Below are 17019 nucleotides of genomic sequence, written 5' to 3' on the forward strand. Positions count from 1 at the left end.
CAGGCCCACTGGGTTCGGGCGCGGGCTGGTTGGGCAGTGGCCGGAATGGCTCCTCTGCCCGCTGATGACTCCGTCCATTCCTCCACAGCTGCCTTCGCGAAGATACTTCTCCACAAATGAAAAGGTCTTTCAGGCTGAACCCATCGATTCCGAAATAATTGGTTCATGGAGACAGTTGCCGGGATGAAAGCATCCGCCGGACCGAGATCAGCCGGTGCGGTTCCCCTTAACACTGCCTTCGGAGACGTTACGCAGGCAGCCGGCGTTGCCGAGACAGACCGAGCCTTGGGAGCAGTCGATGACGCCTCCCCTGGCACATCTGCAGCCAGCAACTTCACCAGCGTCGGTGGCTTCCTTGCTTCCATAGCGAAAGCCAGCGAGCACCTCGATGATCTTCGCCGCCATGCCCTACGGGCGACCGCGCTGATAAGCACCGGACAAGCAGCCGCCCTGGCTGCAGATGTTGAAGCGATGTCGCGAACGGTGGACTATCTGCAGATTGTTTGCGCTCAAGCCTTGGAGACACACCGGGTTACCGAAGCCTTCGGTGCCAACAGCCCGGTTATGCCCGCACCCGCCGATGGCCAGCCCGCATGGAACAACACCTGGGCACAGCCGGCGGACTTCTGCGCGGAATCCGGTACGGAGCAGGCGGCCGGAAAAGTCCGCAGGGAGTTCCGCAGTACTGCCGACTACATGCGGTGCCGCCTCCGTATCAACCGCGCCGAAGCCCAAAGGCGCCTGAGGCTGGCTGCCAGTCTCTTGCCGTCGATCAGCGCCAGCGGGCAGCCTGTTCCGGCCGCTTTGCCGGCGCTCGCGGAAGCCACGGCCTGCGGCGTTATCTCCTCAGCCGGCGCCATGGTTGTCGCGAATGCCGTTGATGAGATCCGGCATCGCACGGAGGCCTCTGTCGCCTCAGCCATTGAGGCGGACCTCTCTGCCCTGGCTGCCCGCCAAGACGGAGACTTCCTTGTCCGGGCGGCCCGCCGATGGGTGCTGCTGGTTGACCAGGACGGCGCCGAACCCACGGACGAGGAATTGCGCCGCTTCCAAGGGGTATTTTCCGGACGGAAGAAGAACGGACTCAACCATCTGAATATCTATTGCACCGATGACCAGCACGAAACGCTGCTGACCGTGATGAATGCCGCTGCAGGGCCGCGGGTAGCGGATGGCTCTGCACCGGACCCAGTAATCGCCGGGTCTGCCGAACGCGGGGATGGAACACCACCTGACCCAGCCACGGCTTCCCGCTTGAACCGTAGTACCCGCCCGCAGCGCCTGCTCGGAGGGCTCGTGGACGCAGCGAAAGCTGCCCTCTCGACCGGCGGCGTCCCCGCCTCCGGAGGAACCCGGCCGCAGGTGCTGGTCACGATCGATTCGGCATCTCTGTTGCAGAAATTAGATTTCGGATCGGTACTCAAACCCATGGACGGCCCGGAGCCCGCCAGTCATTCAGTGCGGCCGGGAAACTTTGCGTTCTCCGGACCTGTTCCGGCAGCTGCCGTCCGAAAACTCGCTTGTGATGCTGACCTGTTGCCCGTCGTCCTGTCCGGTGAAGGCAGAATTCTGGACATTGGCCGGGCACAGCGGCTCTTCCCGCCGCACCTGCGAAAAGCGCTCCACGCCAGAGACGGAGGCTGTGCTTTTCCGGGCTGCACAATTCCCGGACCATGGACCGAAGCACACCATATTCGTTACTGGAATGTCGGCGGACCGACATCGGCAGACAACGGGGTACTGCTGTGCTCACATCACCACCACGAGGTGCATAAGGAGAACTGGCGCATCGAGGTGAAGTCGGGCGTGCCATGGTTCGTTCCCCCGTCGTACGTGGACCCCGATCGGATTCCCCTGCGGAACACCTTCTTCCGTGCTGACCCCGGCTCCGGCTCCGGCTGCATGCAACGGCGGATGGACACGACCCGGATATCTCGAGGGCCGGCCCTCTAACTGCGGGATCAGGTAACTGCGGGGATCAGCCCTCCGGGATTCGGCCTCCAGCCAAACCTCGCGCCCATGGGTCAAAAGTGTCAGGGCCGTGCGGAACAATGGTTCTCATGACATCGGGAGCTTCGGTGCTGCAGAAGTTCACCCCCGCCACCAGGGAGTGGTTCGAGGGTGCTTTTGATGCGCCCACACCTGCGCAAACCGGAGCGTGGGAGGCCATCTCCGAGGGGTCGAATGCGCTGGTCGTTGCACCGACAGGTTCGGGAAAGACGCTGGCGGCATTTCTCTGGGCCCTGGACAGTTTCATTGCATCAGCCGCCGGAACCGCCGCCGCGGCTGATGCGACAGCAGTTACCGCTACGACAACGGCTCCAGCTCCAGCTCCAGCTCCAGCTCCAGCTCCAGCTCCAGCTCCAGGCGGAAAGTCCGCGAAAGTACCCGGACGCAAAAGAACTGCTGAGCCCAAGCGCAAGACAAAGGTTCTGTACATCTCGCCGTTGAAGGCGCTTGGCGTCGACGTGGAACGGAACCTGCGCTCTCCCCTGATCGGCATCACCCAAACCGCCAAACGTCTGGGCCTGCCCACACCGGGCATCACCGTGGGAGTCCGTTCCGGAGACACCCCCCAGAACGAACGCAGGACCCTGCTGACCCGCCCGCCGGACATCCTCATCACCACTCCGGAATCCCTGTTCCTTATGCTGACATCACGGGCACGGGAAACGCTGGCGGAAGTGGAGACCGTCATCGTCGACGAGGTGCATGCCGTCGCCGGAACCAAGCGGGGCGCACATCTGGCGGTAACTCTCGCCCGGCTGGACGCAATGCTGGACAAACCGGTCCAGCGCATCGGACTGTCCGCGACGGTGGAACCCCACGAAACCGTCGCCCGCTTCCTGGGCGGAAATGCACCGGTCCACATCGTCGCACCGTCCTCCACGAAATCGTGGAACCTGACCGTGACTGTTCCGGTGGAAGACATGTCGGACCTGGGCGGGGCGCCTGCAGCCGAAGACACCGTTGAGGGGGGATACGCGCCGCAGGCCAGCATCTGGCCCCATGTCGAGGAAAAGATCGTGGACCTCGTCGAGGCCAACCGCTCCACCATCGTGTTCGCCAATTCCCGGCGGCTGGCTGAGCGGTTGACCGCAAGACTGAACGAAATTCACGCGTTCCGGAAGGAGGCGGCCGCACTGTCGGAAGCGGCGGCCGCTGCCACCGGGACCGACGGCATGACCGGGACCAACCGGAATGACGGCACCCGGAGCGCGGCACCATCCGCGACTCGTCCCCCCGCACAGCTGATGGCGCAGGCCGGAGTGTCCATCCGCTACCGCGAACCGGAACCCCAGACAGAGACGGATGAGAATAACCTCCTGCTGGCCCGCGCCCATCACGGCTCGGTTTCGAAAGACCAGCGCGCCCTGATCGAAGACGACCTCAAATCCGGACGACTGCGCTGCGTGGTGGCGACCAGCTCACTGGAACTGGGCATCGACATGGGTGCCGTGGACCTGGTGATCCAGGTCGAATCCCCACCTTCGGTGGCCAGCGGGCTGCAGCGTGTCGGCCGCGCAGGACACCAGGTGGGAGAAACATCCCAAGGCGTCATGTTTCCGAAGCACCGCGGAGACCTGCTCAATTCCGCTGTTGTTGCCGAACGCATGCTTGCCGGACAGATCGAGCCTCTGTCGATCCCCTCCAATCCCCTGGACATCCTCGCCCAGCAGACCGTGGCGGCAGCTGCTCTGGGGTCGATCGATGTGGAGGAATGGTTCGACGTCGTCCGCCGGTCCGCACCCTTCGCCGGGCTGCCGCGCTCGGCCTTCGATGCCACCTTGGATCTGCTGGCCGGGCGGTATCCCTCCGACGAGTTCGCGGAACTGCGACCGCGTATTGTCTGGGACCGCACCGAAGGCACCATCACCGGACGCCCCGGAGCGCAGCGGCTGGCGGTGACCTCCGGCGGAACCATCCCGGACCGCGGCCTGTTCGGCGTTTATCTGGTCGGCGACTCCGAGGGCAAAAACAGCCGGCGCGTCGGAGAGCTCGACGAGGAAATGGTCTACGAATCCCGGGTCGGCGACATTTTCGCCCTGGGCGCCACGAGCTGGCGGATCGAGGACATCACCCATGATCGGGTGCTGGTCTCCCCCGCCTTCGGGCAGCCCGGAAAGCTGCCCTTCTGGCGCGGAGATTCCCTGGGCCGGCCGGTCGAGTTGGGCCGGGCCCTCGGCGCCTTCGTCCGGGAGATGTCCGGCAGCGACGATGCGAAAGCCCGGGAGCGCCTCGCCGCCGTCGGGCTCGATGAGTGGGCGGCCGGAAACCTCATCACCTACCTGCGTGATCAGCAGCAGGCCACCGACGTGGTGCCGAATGACCGGACGCTGGTGGTGGAGCGTTTCCACGACGAACTCGGAGACTGGCGGGTTGTCCTGCACAGCCCGTACGGAATGCCGGTCCATGCCCCTTGGGCTCTGGCTGTGGGGGCAAGACTGCATCAGCGGTACGGGCTGGACGGCTCGGCGATGGCGTCCGACGACGGCATCGTGCTGCGGGTGCCGCTCATGGAGGACGAACCTCCGGGGGCGGAACTGTTCCTCTTCGAGGCGGACGAACTCGAATCGATAGTCACGGCAGAGGTCGGCGGATCGGCCCTGTTCGCTTCACGGTTCCGTGAATGCGCCGCACGGGCACTGCTGCTGCCGCGGCAAAATCCCGGGAAGCGCAGTCCGCTGTGGCAGCAGCGGCAGCGGTCGGCACAGCTGCTGGACGTCGCGAAGAAGTACCCGACCTTTCCCATCGTGCTCGAAACGGTGCGTGAATGCCTGCAGGACGTCTACGACCTGCCCGCTTTGAAGGACATCGCCGCCGGAATCGAGCGGCGCGAAATCCGCTTGGTGGAAACCACCACCCCCTCGCCGTCGCCCTTTGCCCGGTCGCTGCTCTTCGGCTACATCGGCGCGTTCCTGTACGAGGGAGACTCGCCGCTGGCGGAACGCCGCGCTGCGGCCCTGTCGCTGGATCCGACGCTGCTCAACGAATTGCTCGGCCGGGCAGAACTGCGCGAGCTCCTCGATGCGCGCATCATCGCGCAGGTTGAGCGTGAGCTGCAGCGCCTGGCAGCAGACCGCCGTGTCCGGGGAATTGAAGGAGTCGCTGATCTGCTCCGGCTGCTGGGACCGCTCACGGTATCCGAAACGGCAGCCCGGCTGCAGCCACCGGCAGCCGACAGCAGTCCCGCACAGCATGATCCCGCCGCACAGAACGACGACGGCGCCACGTCAGCGGCGCTCGCGACAGGGCCGGGACACGGGGTGTCAGCAAAGCAGGCCGTCCCGCAGGACCACAACACGCCAGCTGAGCACACGGAACCCGCCCACTCTGCCACTCCGGAGTATGCGTCCGAGCTCCTTGAGGAGCTGGTCCGTTCGAACCGTGCCCTCAAGGTGGGCGTCGCCGGGCAGTCCCGTTATGCGGCGATCGAGGATGCGGCCCGACTGCGCGATGCCCTGGGCGTTCCGCTGCCCATGGGTGTTCCGCTGGCCTTCATTGAGCCCGTCGCCGATCCGCTGGGCGACCTCGTCGGCCGGTACGCCCGCACGCACGGGCCGTTCACCGCCGCGGAAGCCGCCGCGAGGCTGGGGCTGGGCGTCGCCGTCGTCACCGGAACGCTTCAGCGGCTCGCCGGCGAAGGACGGGTGGTGGAAGGCGAGTTCCGGCCGGCGGAAACCTCCATTCTGGACACCGCAGCGGGAGTCGACAGCACGCCGGGTGCGGTGCTTACCGTGCCCGGCATCCCCGCCGGAACCGAATGGTGCGACGCCGACGTGCTGCGCCGCCTGCGCCGCCGGTCGCTGGCCGCGCTGCGGTCGGAAGTGGAGCCGGTGGATCCGGCGACGTACGCCAGATTCCTGCCGGTGTGGCAAAACATCGGCTCTTCCCTGCGCGGGCTCGACGGCGTTGCCACCGTGATCGACCAGCTCTCCGGAGTGCCCATCCCGGCATCGGCATGGGAACCGCTCATTCTGGGCTCCCGGGTCCGGAACTACACTCCGTCAATGCTGGACGAGCTCACTGCCACCGGAGAAGTCCTCTGGTCCGGAACCGGCGCACTGCCCGGTAACGACGGCTGGATTGCTCTGCACCTTGCCGAAAACGCACCCCTGACCCTGAATCCCGCAAATGATTTTGACCCCTCTGACCTGCAGCTGCAGCTGCTGAACCTCCTGTCCGGAGGCGGAGCCTATTTCTTCCGCCAATTGGTGGATGCCCTGGCGGCTCAGGGTTCGCAATCCTCCGATGCCAATGTCATCGGTGCCCTGTGGGATTTGGTCTGGTCCGGGCGGATCACCAATGACACCTTCACCCCGGTCCGCTCCCTGCTCTCCGGCGGCAAGACGGCGCACAAACAGCGGGCCGCCACTCCGCGGGCCCGCACCGCGCGGCTGGGCAGGATCGGCCGCGCTCCCGGCGCGTCCCTCACCGGAGGGTCGATGCGCCTGGCCGCCGGCAGCCAGCCCGCTGCCCTGCGGAACGCACCGCAGCTGGTCGCCGGGCGCTGGAGCATGCTGCCTCCGGTCGAATCTGACACCACCATCCACGCGCATGCAACAGCCGAGCTGCTGATGGACCGCTATGGCATCCTCACCCGCGGTTCTGTCGCCAGCGAGGGAACACCCGGCGGCTTCGGCCTGCTGTACAAGGTGCTGGCACGACTTGAGGAGATGGGCCGCTGCCGGCGCGGATACTTCATCGAACAACTTGGAGCCGCGCAGTTTGCCGTTCCAGCCACTGTCGACCGGCTGCGGTCCTTTTCCGAGGACGCACAGCTGCGGAAGCCGGAACCGACGGCTGTGGCGCTGGCTGCCACGGATCCGGCGAATCCGTACGGCGCAGCGCTGCCCTGGCCCGCGCTCGACGGCGGACACCGGCCCGGCCGGAAAGCCGGTGCCCTGGTAGTGCTGGTGGACGGAGATTTGACCATCTATGCCGAACGCGGAGGGAAAACCCTGCTCTCCTTCACCGAGGATCCTGCTGCCCTTGAGCTCTCAGCCGAGGCTTTGGTGGGTATTATCCGCAGGGGTGCCGCGGAAAAGATGGCTATAGAGAAGGTCAACGGGGTGGACATCCTGGACACGGACGCTGCCCGTGCCCTCACGCACGCCGGTTTTTACACGACGCCAAAGGGGCTGCGCTACCGTGTCTGATTCACCGTCTGATTCACCGCGACCGCTAGCCGGCGCGGCCGGGCCCGGCCGGGGAGGAGACAGTGCCTGAAGGAGATACCGTCTGGCGGGCTGCCCGTGAGCTCAATACCGTCCTGGCGGGGCAGACCCTCACCCGGTGCGACATCCGCGTTCCCAAATTCGCGACCACCGATTTCTCCGGCCACACAGTTGCCGATGTCGTTTCCCGCGGCAAACACCTGCTGATCCGCTTGGACGGATCAGATGTGGACGGTTCAGGTGTGGACGCTGCAGCGGCGCGGGTAACCGCAGGGCGGGCAACTGCGGGGCGGGCAACTGCGGGTTCTGCAGCTACGAATGCTGCGGACACCGGCTGGATCCTGCATTCCCACCTCAAGATGGAAGGGTTGTGGCACGTCTACAACCGCGGCGAGCGGTGGCGGCGGCCGGCGTTCAAGGCCCGCTGCATTTTGGAGACGTCGACTAAGCAGATTGTCGGCTTTGACCTCGGTTTCCTGGGGGCCCTTCCCCGCAGCGAAGAGGACGACGCCGTCGGGTACCTCGGTCCGGATCTGCTCGGTCCGGACTGGGATGCGTCCGAGGCCCTGCGGCGAATCCAATCGGTTCCCGAACGGCCCATCGGCCTGGCGCTGCTGGACCAGCGCAATCTGGCCGGGATCGGCAACGTCTACCGGTGTGAAATCTGTTTTCTGGCCGGAGTCCATCCGCTGACACCTGTGGGGGAGGTCCCCAACCTGCAGCGCATCATTGATCTGTCCAAGCGGCTGCTCGAAGCCAACAAGGCCCGCAGCCGCAGAATCACAACCGGCAACATGGGACGAGATCCGCTGTGGGTCTACAACCGCGAGACCCGCGGCTGCCTGCGGTGCGGAACGAAGGTTGCCCACGAACTGGTCGGAGACAATGCCTTGGAGTTGCGGGATCTGTATTACTGTCCGCATTGCCAACCCGTCTCCGGTACTCGGCCCGCCTAGCTGTAACTCGCCGGTCCCCCAACGGTCCGCGGCCGACGGCCCGCCTAGCCCCCCGCCGGTCACCGGCCGGTCCGCGGCCGATTCCCGCAAACCGTACTCTGAGCCGGCACACCGTACTATGAGCCGTATGGACCCTTCCTCCCCTTCCGGAGTGACAGGCTTCTGGTATCCGACCCGGCCGGAACAGGAGCCCGCCCGGGCCGTGCTCAATACGCTGCGGGACTACCGCTCTGCGGAACAGGAAATGCGCCGGCGGACACGCGAAGAGCTGGGCATCAATGAGAAAGACATGCAGGCGCTCCGGCATTTGATGCGTGCCCACCAGCAGGGAATCGCTCTTGGACCAACGGACTTGAGCCGCCTGCTCTCCATTTCCACTGCGTCCACCACTGCTCTGATCGACCGCCTTGTCAGCAGCGGGCACATTGAGAGGCGGCTGCACCCCACCGATCGACGGGCGCTGGAACTCGTCCCGACTGAGAAGTCGGACACGGAAATGCGGGAGTTTCTTGGTCCGATGCACGAGCGCATGATGGCGGTAGCCGCCTCCCTGTCGCCGGAGGAAGCGGAGATCATTGCCGGGTTCCTCCAGCGGATAACCGACGCCCTGGACGAAAAAACCGTCATCTGCGCTGCACCCCACACCCCGCTTTCCTGAACCCTCCCGACTGACCCGCACCGGCCCGCTCACAGGCCGGTGCCCCGGATGGACGGTGAGCTGGCCTCCTGCGCCCGGCGCCGTCGTCGGCCGCCCCCTTCCGCACTCGGTAGTCTTGAAGGGTGATGTCATCTCCCCTTCCCGTGCGCAACGGCGTGAACGCGACCCGTCTGCGGCTGCCGGTTGAAGGCCCGTGGGAAACTGCGATGGACTACGTGCTCTCCCGCTTCGGCCACGTGGATCCGGACGGAATAGTGGACCGGTTCACCCGGGGCGAGGTCGTGGGCCTGGGCGGCATTCCCCTGACCGACCGCACCCCCCTGAACGAGCACACGTTCATCTGGTACTACCGGGAACTGCCGCCCGAAAAACGGCTGCCGGTGGAGATCAACATCCTGCACCAGGACGAGGACCTGCTGGTTGTCGACAAACCGCATTTCCTGCCGACTACGCCCGGCGGGATGTACGTGGCTGAATCGGCATTGGTCAGGCTTCGGGTGCAGCTGGACATTCCCGACCTCATTCCCATGCACCGGCTGGACCGGATGACTGCAGGCGTACTGCTCTTTTCGACAAATCCGAAAACCCGCGGAAAATACCAGACGCTGTTCGAAAAACGCCGCATCTCCAAGGAGTACGAGGCAGTAGCACCGGTGCGCACCGATCTGGAGCTGCCGCGGATCGTGCGCAGCCGCATGATCAAGTCGCGCACCTATTTGCTGGCGCAGGAGGTGGAGGGCGAGCCGAATGCGGAAACGCGTGTCGAGCTCATGGAAGCGCACGACGGCGTGGGCAGGTACCGCTTGCAGCCCCACACCGGCAAAACGCACCAACTTCGCGTGCACATGGCCTCGCTGGGAATCGGCATCCTGAACGATTCCTTTTACCCGGAGCTGCTGCCCCAGGCGCAGGATGACTACTCTCGGCCACTGCAGCTGCTCGCCCGCTCGGTGGAGTTTGTGGATCCGTTGACGAAGCGGCCGGTGCAGTACCAGAGCGGTCTTTCCTTGGCCTTCGCGCCGGGGGCCTAAGGGGCCCCGATCATCCAAAACGACCGGCCGCGGGGACCGCACCTGCAGCCTTTCGGCAGGTAAGGAATTTCTTCCCTGTTTAGGGTTGCCAATGGGTAGGCTGGATGCAAACGTCCAGGGCAGTGCCCGCGGACGCTCTCCCCAGGGAAGGACCCTGATGAATCCGCCGTCGAAGCCGTCCGCACCGCAGCCCGGCCCGGAGACGCAGCGCGGTCCGGTGGAGCAGCGCGGTTCGGTGGAGCAGCGTCGTCCGGTGGAGCAGCGTCGCCCGGATGCACAGCACGGCCCGGAGGACCTGAACGCTCCGGATGCTCAGCACCGTCAGGATGCACAGTCCTTTCCCGATCCGCAGGGTGTTCCGGATCCGGCCCCTCCACTGCGAGGCACCAGCGGAAAGACAGCTCCGAAACGGCTGGTGAAGCCAGCGGAGCCGGCACACCTGCCCAAACGGACGCCGCTGCCCAAACCGAAACGCGGACCCGCAGGAAAGCCGGCTGAACTGCACCGCGGGGGAACGGCGCCGGATAGATCCGAAGGCGTGTCTGATCCTGCGGCCACCGGCACGGTGAACCCGCCGCGGTCACCAAGGTCAGGCCGGGCTGCCATCCCGGTCCGGCTCATCCGCCGCGTCGCCGTGTCGGCAGCAACCGCAGGGGCGGTATGGTCCACGGCGTTCACAGTGAGTGCGGACAATGAATCGGCCGCCGCCCGCCTGCAGGGAGCCCTGGACCCGACGGGATCGCTGCTCGCTCCCGCAGCGATGGTGTGGTGGCTCTGGTTGCCGATAGTCGCAGGATTGCTTGCATACGCCGTCTACCAATGGCTTCCACGACAGCGCACCAATTCGCGGCACGATTGGTTTGGCTGGCTTGTCCTGGCAGCCGAATTAGTGGCGTTCGGCTGGCTGCTGGCCGTTTCGGCCGGAACGGCAGCAGGTGTGCTGGCGGTCGCGGTCGCCCAGGTAGCACTGGGGCTGCTGTGCATTCACCGGAGCAATAGCATTCCGCCTGCAACCCGGACGGAGGGGTGGGTGACCGATGTCCCCCTCGGACTGTTTTTCGCCGCAGGCATCTTCTCGCTGACCACATCCGCTGCCCACATCCTGACCAGCACGAACGCGGATCTGGCCGGCTGGGGCGGTGTCGCCTGGGCCCTGATCGGACTGGTGACGGTGACCATGGGCGTCATAGTGGTCTGCATGACGGATCGCGGTCACCTGGCCGTGGCGGTGGCCGCAGCCTGGGGGCTGTCCTGCGTGGCTTTGGAACGGCTGACAGGCACGCCGGGATCGATGGTTATTGGTGCTGCGGCCGCAGGCTCCGCCTTCCTTGTATTGCTCTCGGCCGGATCCCGCCGCCATCAGGTGGACCATGAAAGACGGTGGAACGAACGTCACCCCCAGCAGGAACAGGAAGCCGAGCCGCCAGCGGAGGAAGAAGCGTAGGCCGTGGCCCGGAAGGAATACTCCGGCATCCGTGTTCGTTGCCGCCGGGTATGAAGATCATCGGCGTGGAAAAGTTTGGCGGCCCGGAGGCCCTGACCGTATTGGACGTTCCCGAGCCCCATGCCGGGCCGGGCGAAGTGCGCATCCGGGTCAAAGCAGCGGCAGTGAGTCCGACGGACACCGTCTTGCGCAGCGGAGGGCAGGGCAAGGGACACCTTGAATTCCCGGCGATTCCCGGCATGGACGCGGCAGGAATCATCGACGAATCGAACGACGCCGGCGGGTGGGAGATCGGCGACAAGGTCATGTCCATCGCCCTGCCGCTGGGAGCGCACCGGGGAGCCTATGCGGAGTATTTGGTGGCGCCTGCCGATTCGCTGGCACGTATTCCGGCGGGTAGGGATTTCGCGGAGGCATCCACTCTGCCCATGAACGGGCTGACGGCGGTGCAGACCCTCGAGAAGCTGGGTCTGCAGCCGGGACAGTCACTCGCGGTGACTGGTGCGGCCGGAACCCTGGGAAACTACCTCGTGCAGCTGGCCAAGCAGGCGGGCTTGGTGGTTGTGGCCGACGCCGCCGAAAAGGACCGCACGCTGGTCTCCGATCTGGGACCGGACTACGTGGTGGAGCGCGGTGACGGCGTCGCGGAGCAGGTCCGTGAGCTGTTCCCGGACGGAGTCGACGCCGTCGCCGATGCCGCAGTGATGAATGAAAAGGCCGTCTCCGCGGTGAAGGACGGCGGCGGATTCGCCACTTATCGGTGGTGGCAGCAGGACCCGGGCCGCGGCATTACGGTGCATGCCATTGCCGTACGGGACGAATACCATTCGGGCCAAAAGCTGGAGGCGCTCCGCCGCCTCGCTGAGGACGGCACGCTGACCCTCCGGGTGGCTGATCGACTGCCGGCGGACAAGGCCGCCGAGGCGCACCGCCGGCTCGAAGCCGGCGGTGTCCGCGGCCGGTTGGTCCTGCTCTTCTAGCCCAGTCGGGTCTTCCAGCCCGGTCGGGTCCGATATCCGAGCCGGGTCAGAGCGAAACCCATCGGCCCCGCTGCCGCCGCAGGACACGCAGCCGCTCTGCCTCGGCGACACCGTCCACGGCATGACGCATATTGGCTGCAGCGCGCTTCGCCTGGGAGTTCTCCAACGACCATTCATTATCGGGAACCATGAACCGCAGGGTGATGCGCGGTATGCCGCTGACGATATCGAGCTGGTTGGCTTCGACATGGTGGCTGGCGGCCACCGCGGCAACTGCCGTCTCCATCACCGCTTCAGGCCGGATGCCGGGCTTCAGCCCCGTGATGTTCAGCTGGGCTCGAAAAGAAGGCATAAACACAGGTTAGACGGTCCCTGCGATCTTCCCGGCCGGAGCAGCTCCTCAGAGTTCGCGGTTCTCCGGATCGAAGTCAGCGAGCGGATCCCCGCCAAGGTGCGCCGGGTCGTCGCTGCCGTCCTCTTCATCCGCAGAGGTGGGATCGTCGAAGTCGACGTCGAGGGCCGCTTCTCCAATGGTGGGGACCTCCGGAGGAACCTGGGAGTCCCCCTCCTCGAAGCGCTCTTCCGCGGTTTCGTCCCTCAGGGTCTGGTCCGACAGCGTGCCCGGTTCGTTCGCCAGCGGCTCTTCGTTCACCAAAGGGTCCTCCTGCCAACGGTCCGGATTGTCTTCCGCCGCCCCCGGATAGCTCAGGTCTTCGGGGTCAATGAACTCATCAGCGTTGCTCAGGTCATCAGCGTCCGCCAGATCGTCCAGCGGAACGTCGGCGACCTCGTCCGGAGTTACGACGTCGACAAAATCGTCGGCCAGTGCGGGGTCGTTGCCCAGCTCGGGATCGGGAATGCTCTGCTCGTCCATCAACTCTGCCTTTCCGTCTGCGTGCGCCCGCCGTTCCCCCGCGAATCGCAGCTGGGAGGTTCGGCAGACCTTTTTAGTAAGCCTACTGACATCCCGGTTCCAGCACCACCCGGACCGCTCCGGGGCAAAAAAGCTTCCTTGTTCCGCGCGTAATTTTAGCCATAAACCGCGGTATTTCGGGTCGAAATGCAATTACGTCACATTAGTTTGACGTAAAGGTCACCCTAAGTAAGGGTTGCCTGAGTTATCTACTCTAAAACCGAGGGAGTCGCAGTGACCTTGCTGCACCACACTGAAGAGCGCGCAGACCTGGCAGCGCAGGTCGAACTGGAAATGGCCGCCGCCAGCCACCTGTTCAACGCGCGGACCACCGGACGCTACACCGCCGACGTCGTTCAGGGCGTGAACCTGGTGGCGGCGACGGTCGCTGGGACCACCAAACCGTTCACGGGAACCACTCCGGCACAATTGGCACCAACCGTGGACGGCATAGACCTGGAGTCACCGCTGCCGAACACCGCAGCAGCACTGCAGGAACTTGCCGGAGCCTATTTGCAGGACGCTGTGTACTTCCACGACACCAAGTACGCGGCGCATCTGAACTGCCCGGTGGTTATTCCGGCACTCGTGGGCGAGGCGATCCTGTCCGCCGTGAATTCCTCGCTGGACACATGGGACCAAAGCGCAGGCGCCACGCTGATCGAGCGGCGCCTGATCCGCTGGACAACTGAGCGGCTGGGACTCGGCCCCGCCGCAGACGGAGTCTTTACGAGCGGCGGCACCGCCTCAAACCTGCAGGGCCTGCTGATCGCCCGAAATTCCGCCGTGTCCAAGCTGCGGCTGGATCCGCGCCACGAGGGCCAGCGGCTTCCGGCACTGCTGGACGGCCTGCGTATTTTCACTTCCGAGGCCAGCCACTTCAGCATCTCCAAGTCCGCATCGCTTCTGGGACTGGGGTACGACGCCGTCGTGCCCGTTCCGTGCGACTCTTCCCGCCGGATGGATCCCGAGGCCCTGCGCGGGGCCCTGGTGACCAGCATCGGCCGCGGCGAAACTCCGATGGCCATAGTTGCCACCGCCGGCACCACCGACTTCGGCAGCATCGACCCGCTGTCCGCCACCGCGGCCCTGGCCCGCGAGCACGACACCTGGCTGCATGTGGACGCCGCCTACGGTGGCGGGCTCATCACCTCCCTGCGGCACCGGCACCTGTTGGACGGCATCGATGCCGCCGATTCAGTCACCGTCGACTTCCACAAGACGTTCTTCCAGCCCGTTTCCTCCAGCGCGCTGTTGGTGCGCGACACCGCGATGCTCGGGCATGTCACGTTCCATGCGGATTACCTCAATCCGGAAAGCGCCGCCCGGGAACTGGTTCCGAACCAGGTCGACAAGAGCCTCCAGACCACTCGGCGGTTCGATGCGCTGAAACTCTGGCTCACCCTGCGGCTCATGGGTGCCGACGGCATCGGGCTCCTTCTCGACGCGGCCGTGGACCTGGCCGCCGACGTTTCCGGCATCCTGTCCGCCGACCCCGACTTCGACCTCGCGGCACCCGCACAGCTCAGCACCCTGGTGTTCCGCTACCTTCCCGCCGGCGTGGATGCCGACACCGCCGACGCCATGAACCAGCGCATTCGCAAGGACATTTTTGCCTCCGGCGAAGCAGTGGTTGCCGGAACCACACTGGGCGGCCGCCACTACTTGAAATTCACCCTGCTCAACGCCGAAACCACGCTCGAGGATGTCAGCGAAATCCTTGCGCTGATCCGCACCGCCGGAGACAACTACCTGGCAGGAGCCGCCGCATGAACCCCGCCGCCCCCTTCGACTCTTCCCTCCCGGCACCGTCAGGTTCTCCGGCACCGTCAACTTCCCTGGCACCCTCAACTTCTCCGGCACCCTCAGCGCCGCCGCAGGGGCACGTGTACGACGCCGTCGGCATCGGCGTCGGGCCTTTCAATCTGGGACTCGCCGCACTCACGGAGCCGATAGCCGATTTGGACCTGGTGTTCGTCGACCAGCGGCCCGGCTTCGACTGGCATCCGGGAATGATGCTGGACTCCGCACACCTGCAGGTCCCCTTCATGGCGGATCTGGTCACGCTGGCCGATCCGACGTCGCCCTATTCGTTCCTGAACTTCCTGAAGGAAACCGGGCGGCTGTACCGCTTCTACATTCGGGAGAACTTCTATCCGCTCCGGGCCGAGTTCAACGCCTACTGCCAGTGGGTGGCCGATGCGCTGCCCAACGTGCACTTCGGCGAGCGCGTGACCCGGGTGCGGTACGACGACGGCGTGTACGCGGTACACACCGACGGTCCCGGCGGACCCCGGATCCGGCTCGGCCGCCGCCTGGTCCTGGGCACCGGAACATCCCCGCACATCCCGCCCGCAGCCCGCGGCATCACCGACGCCGGAGGCCTGGTGCTGCACAACGCCGACTATCTGGCGCGGAAGGCCGAGCTGCAGTCCCGCTCGAGCATCACGGTGGTCGGCAGCGGCCAGAGTGCCGCGGAGATTTACCTGGATCTGCTTCAGGATCTGCCGGCTCACGGCTACGAGCTGAACTGGGTGACCCGGTCGGGGCGCTTCTTCCCGCTGGAGTACACCAAGCTGACCCTGGAAATGACGTCCCCGGAGTATGTGGACTACTTCCACGCCCTTCCGGAAACCACCCGGGACACTCTGGTGGCCACCCAGAAGAACCTTTACAAGGGCATCGATTCCGAGCTGATCAACGAAATCTACGACACCCTGTATGCACTGAGCCTCAACGGAGAACCCCGGACGCGGCTGCTGACCCACCTGGAGCTGCGCGCGGCCCGCTATCATCCGGAAACCGGCCGGCACACCCTGGAACTGCACCACGATGAACAGGACCGGGGGCACCTGCTGGAGACCGACGCCGTCGTCCTCGGCACCGGCTACTCCTACCGGGAACCGGAGTTCCTGGCCGGAATCGGCGAGCGCCTCAAGCGCGACGCCGCCGGCCGGTTCGATGTGGACCGCAACTACGGGATCGGCACCGCTGCGGGCGAGATCTTCGTCCAGAATGCCGAGCTGCATACCCACGGCTTCGTCACCCCCGACCTGGGGATGGCCGCCTACCGGAACTCGATCATCATTCGGGAGATGCTCGGTCGCGAGCACTACCCCGTGGAGCGCAGCATCGCCTTCCAGGAGTTTGGCGTGCCGGCCGGAGGAAGTTCCGCTGCAGGCTCCCCCGCAAGTTCCACTGCAGGCTCCCCCGCAGACTCCCCCGCAGCCTCCCCCTCATCCCCCGTGCGGCAGCCCGACGGCGACCGGGTGTCGGCATGAACTTCACGATCGTTCCGGTGCATGCCGCCCGTGACGCACCGCTGCTGCATGACTGGATGGTCCGCGACTACGCCCGCTTCTGGGGCATGACCACTGCCTCGCGTGCGGAGGTGGAAGCCGAATACACCCGGATAGCCGAAGACCCGCATCACCATGCCTGGCTTGGACTGGAGGACGGCACACCGGCGTTCCTGATGGAATCGTACGCCCCGGCACACTCGCCGCTGGCCGGACTCTATGAAGTGCGGCCCGGAGACACCGGCATGCACCTCCTCGTGGGCCCGGCGGAACAGCCGCGATCCGGATTCACCACGGCGGTGTTCCGCTCCGTCCTGGATTTCCTCTTCGCCCAGGAGCGCACGCAACGCATTGTCGTGGAGCCGGACGTCCGCAACACCAAAATCGCCGCGCTGAATGCCCGGATGGGCTTCGTACCGGCCAAGACCATCTCCCTTCCGGACAAGGACGCCCTGCTCAGCTTCTGCACCCGCGGGGATTATGCCCGCAGCCGTCAGTCTGCCGACGCCGCCGTCCCCGCCGCACACCCCACCGACGCTGTTTCAGGAGTTGCCCCGTGA

The 17019-nt window shown here is 65.6% G+C and carries 12 protein-coding genes; 10 read left to right on the forward strand and 2 right to left on the reverse strand.

Features of this window, described 5'->3' with window-relative positions:
• Nucleotides 1-471 precede the first annotated feature (471 nt).
• From QNO00_RS14630 to QNO00_RS14660, 7 genes are all read left to right on the forward strand, one after another.
• Nucleotides 472-1953, forward strand: a complete 1482-nt coding sequence (locus tag QNO00_RS14630) for an HNH endonuclease signature motif containing protein (protein WP_284025021.1) — start codon at nt 472-474, stop codon at nt 1951-1953.
• A gap of 98 nt (nt 1954-2051) precedes the next feature.
• On the forward strand, nt 2052-7160 hold the full coding sequence (locus QNO00_RS14635) for an Lhr family ATP-dependent helicase (RefSeq protein WP_502863395.1): 5109 nt from the start codon (nt 2052-2054) through the stop codon (nt 7158-7160).
• A 62-nt stretch (nt 7161-7222) separates the two neighbouring features.
• Nucleotides 7223-8134: a DNA-formamidopyrimidine glycosylase family protein gene (locus tag QNO00_RS14640; RefSeq protein WP_284025023.1), complete on the forward strand. Its 912-nt coding sequence runs from the start codon at nt 7223-7225 to the stop codon at nt 8132-8134.
• A 127-nt stretch (nt 8135-8261) separates the two neighbouring features.
• On the forward strand, nt 8262-8792 hold the full coding sequence (locus QNO00_RS14645) for a MarR family winged helix-turn-helix transcriptional regulator (protein WP_284025024.1): 531 nt from the start codon (nt 8262-8264) through the stop codon (nt 8790-8792).
• Nucleotides 8793-8917: 125 nt separating this feature from the next.
• Nucleotides 8918-9823: an RluA family pseudouridine synthase gene (locus QNO00_RS14650; RefSeq protein ID WP_284025088.1), complete on the forward strand. Its 906-nt coding sequence runs from the start codon at nt 8918-8920 to the stop codon at nt 9821-9823.
• A gap of 157 nt (nt 9824-9980) precedes the next feature.
• Nucleotides 9981-11267 carry a TspO-related membrane protein gene (locus QNO00_RS14655; protein ID WP_284025025.1) on the forward strand — a complete coding sequence of 429 codons (1287 nt, stop codon included), beginning with the start codon at nt 9981-9983 and terminating at the stop codon, nt 11265-11267.
• A gap of 50 nt (nt 11268-11317) precedes the next feature.
• Nucleotides 11318-12247: an NADP-dependent oxidoreductase gene (locus QNO00_RS14660; RefSeq protein WP_284025026.1), complete on the forward strand. Its 930-nt coding sequence runs from the start codon at nt 11318-11320 to the stop codon at nt 12245-12247.
• Between the two features lie 46 nt (nt 12248-12293).
• Here the strand turns inward: QNO00_RS14660 and QNO00_RS14665 are convergent, their stop codons facing one another.
• Together QNO00_RS14665 and QNO00_RS14670 are read right to left on the reverse strand one after the other, a co-directional pair.
• Nucleotides 12294-12599: a hypothetical protein gene (locus QNO00_RS14665; protein WP_229967899.1), complete on the reverse strand. Its 306-nt coding sequence runs from the start codon at nt 12597-12599 to the stop codon at nt 12294-12296.
• A gap of 48 nt (nt 12600-12647) precedes the next feature.
• Nucleotides 12648-13121, reverse strand: a complete 474-nt coding sequence (locus tag QNO00_RS14670) for a hypothetical protein (protein ID WP_284025027.1) — start codon at nt 13119-13121, stop codon at nt 12648-12650.
• 333 nt (nt 13122-13454) lie between these two features.
• Between QNO00_RS14670 and QNO00_RS14675 the strand changes: the two genes are divergently transcribed.
• The 3 genes from QNO00_RS14675 to QNO00_RS14685 are packed head-to-tail and all read left to right on the forward strand — an operon-like array spanning nt 13455 to nt 17019.
• On the forward strand, nt 13455-14933 hold the full coding sequence (locus QNO00_RS14675) for a pyridoxal phosphate-dependent decarboxylase family protein (RefSeq protein ID WP_284025089.1): 1479 nt from the start codon (nt 13455-13457) through the stop codon (nt 14931-14933).
• A complete protein-coding gene (locus QNO00_RS14680) occupies nt 14930-16441 on the forward strand; it encodes a lysine N(6)-hydroxylase/L-ornithine N(5)-oxygenase family protein (protein WP_284025028.1) in 1512 nt (503 codons plus the stop codon). The genes QNO00_RS14675 and QNO00_RS14680 overlap by 4 nt, the downstream gene beginning before the upstream one ends.
• Nucleotides 16438-17019 carry a GNAT family N-acetyltransferase gene (locus QNO00_RS14685; RefSeq protein ID WP_284025029.1) on the forward strand — a complete coding sequence of 194 codons (582 nt, stop codon included), beginning with the start codon at nt 16438-16440 and terminating at the stop codon, nt 17017-17019. The genes QNO00_RS14680 and QNO00_RS14685 overlap by 4 nt, the downstream gene beginning before the upstream one ends.

The sequence above is a fragment of the Arthrobacter sp. zg-Y1219 genome (assembly GCF_030125545.1).
Lineage (GTDB): Bacteria > Actinomycetota > Actinomycetes > Actinomycetales > Micrococcaceae > Arthrobacter_B.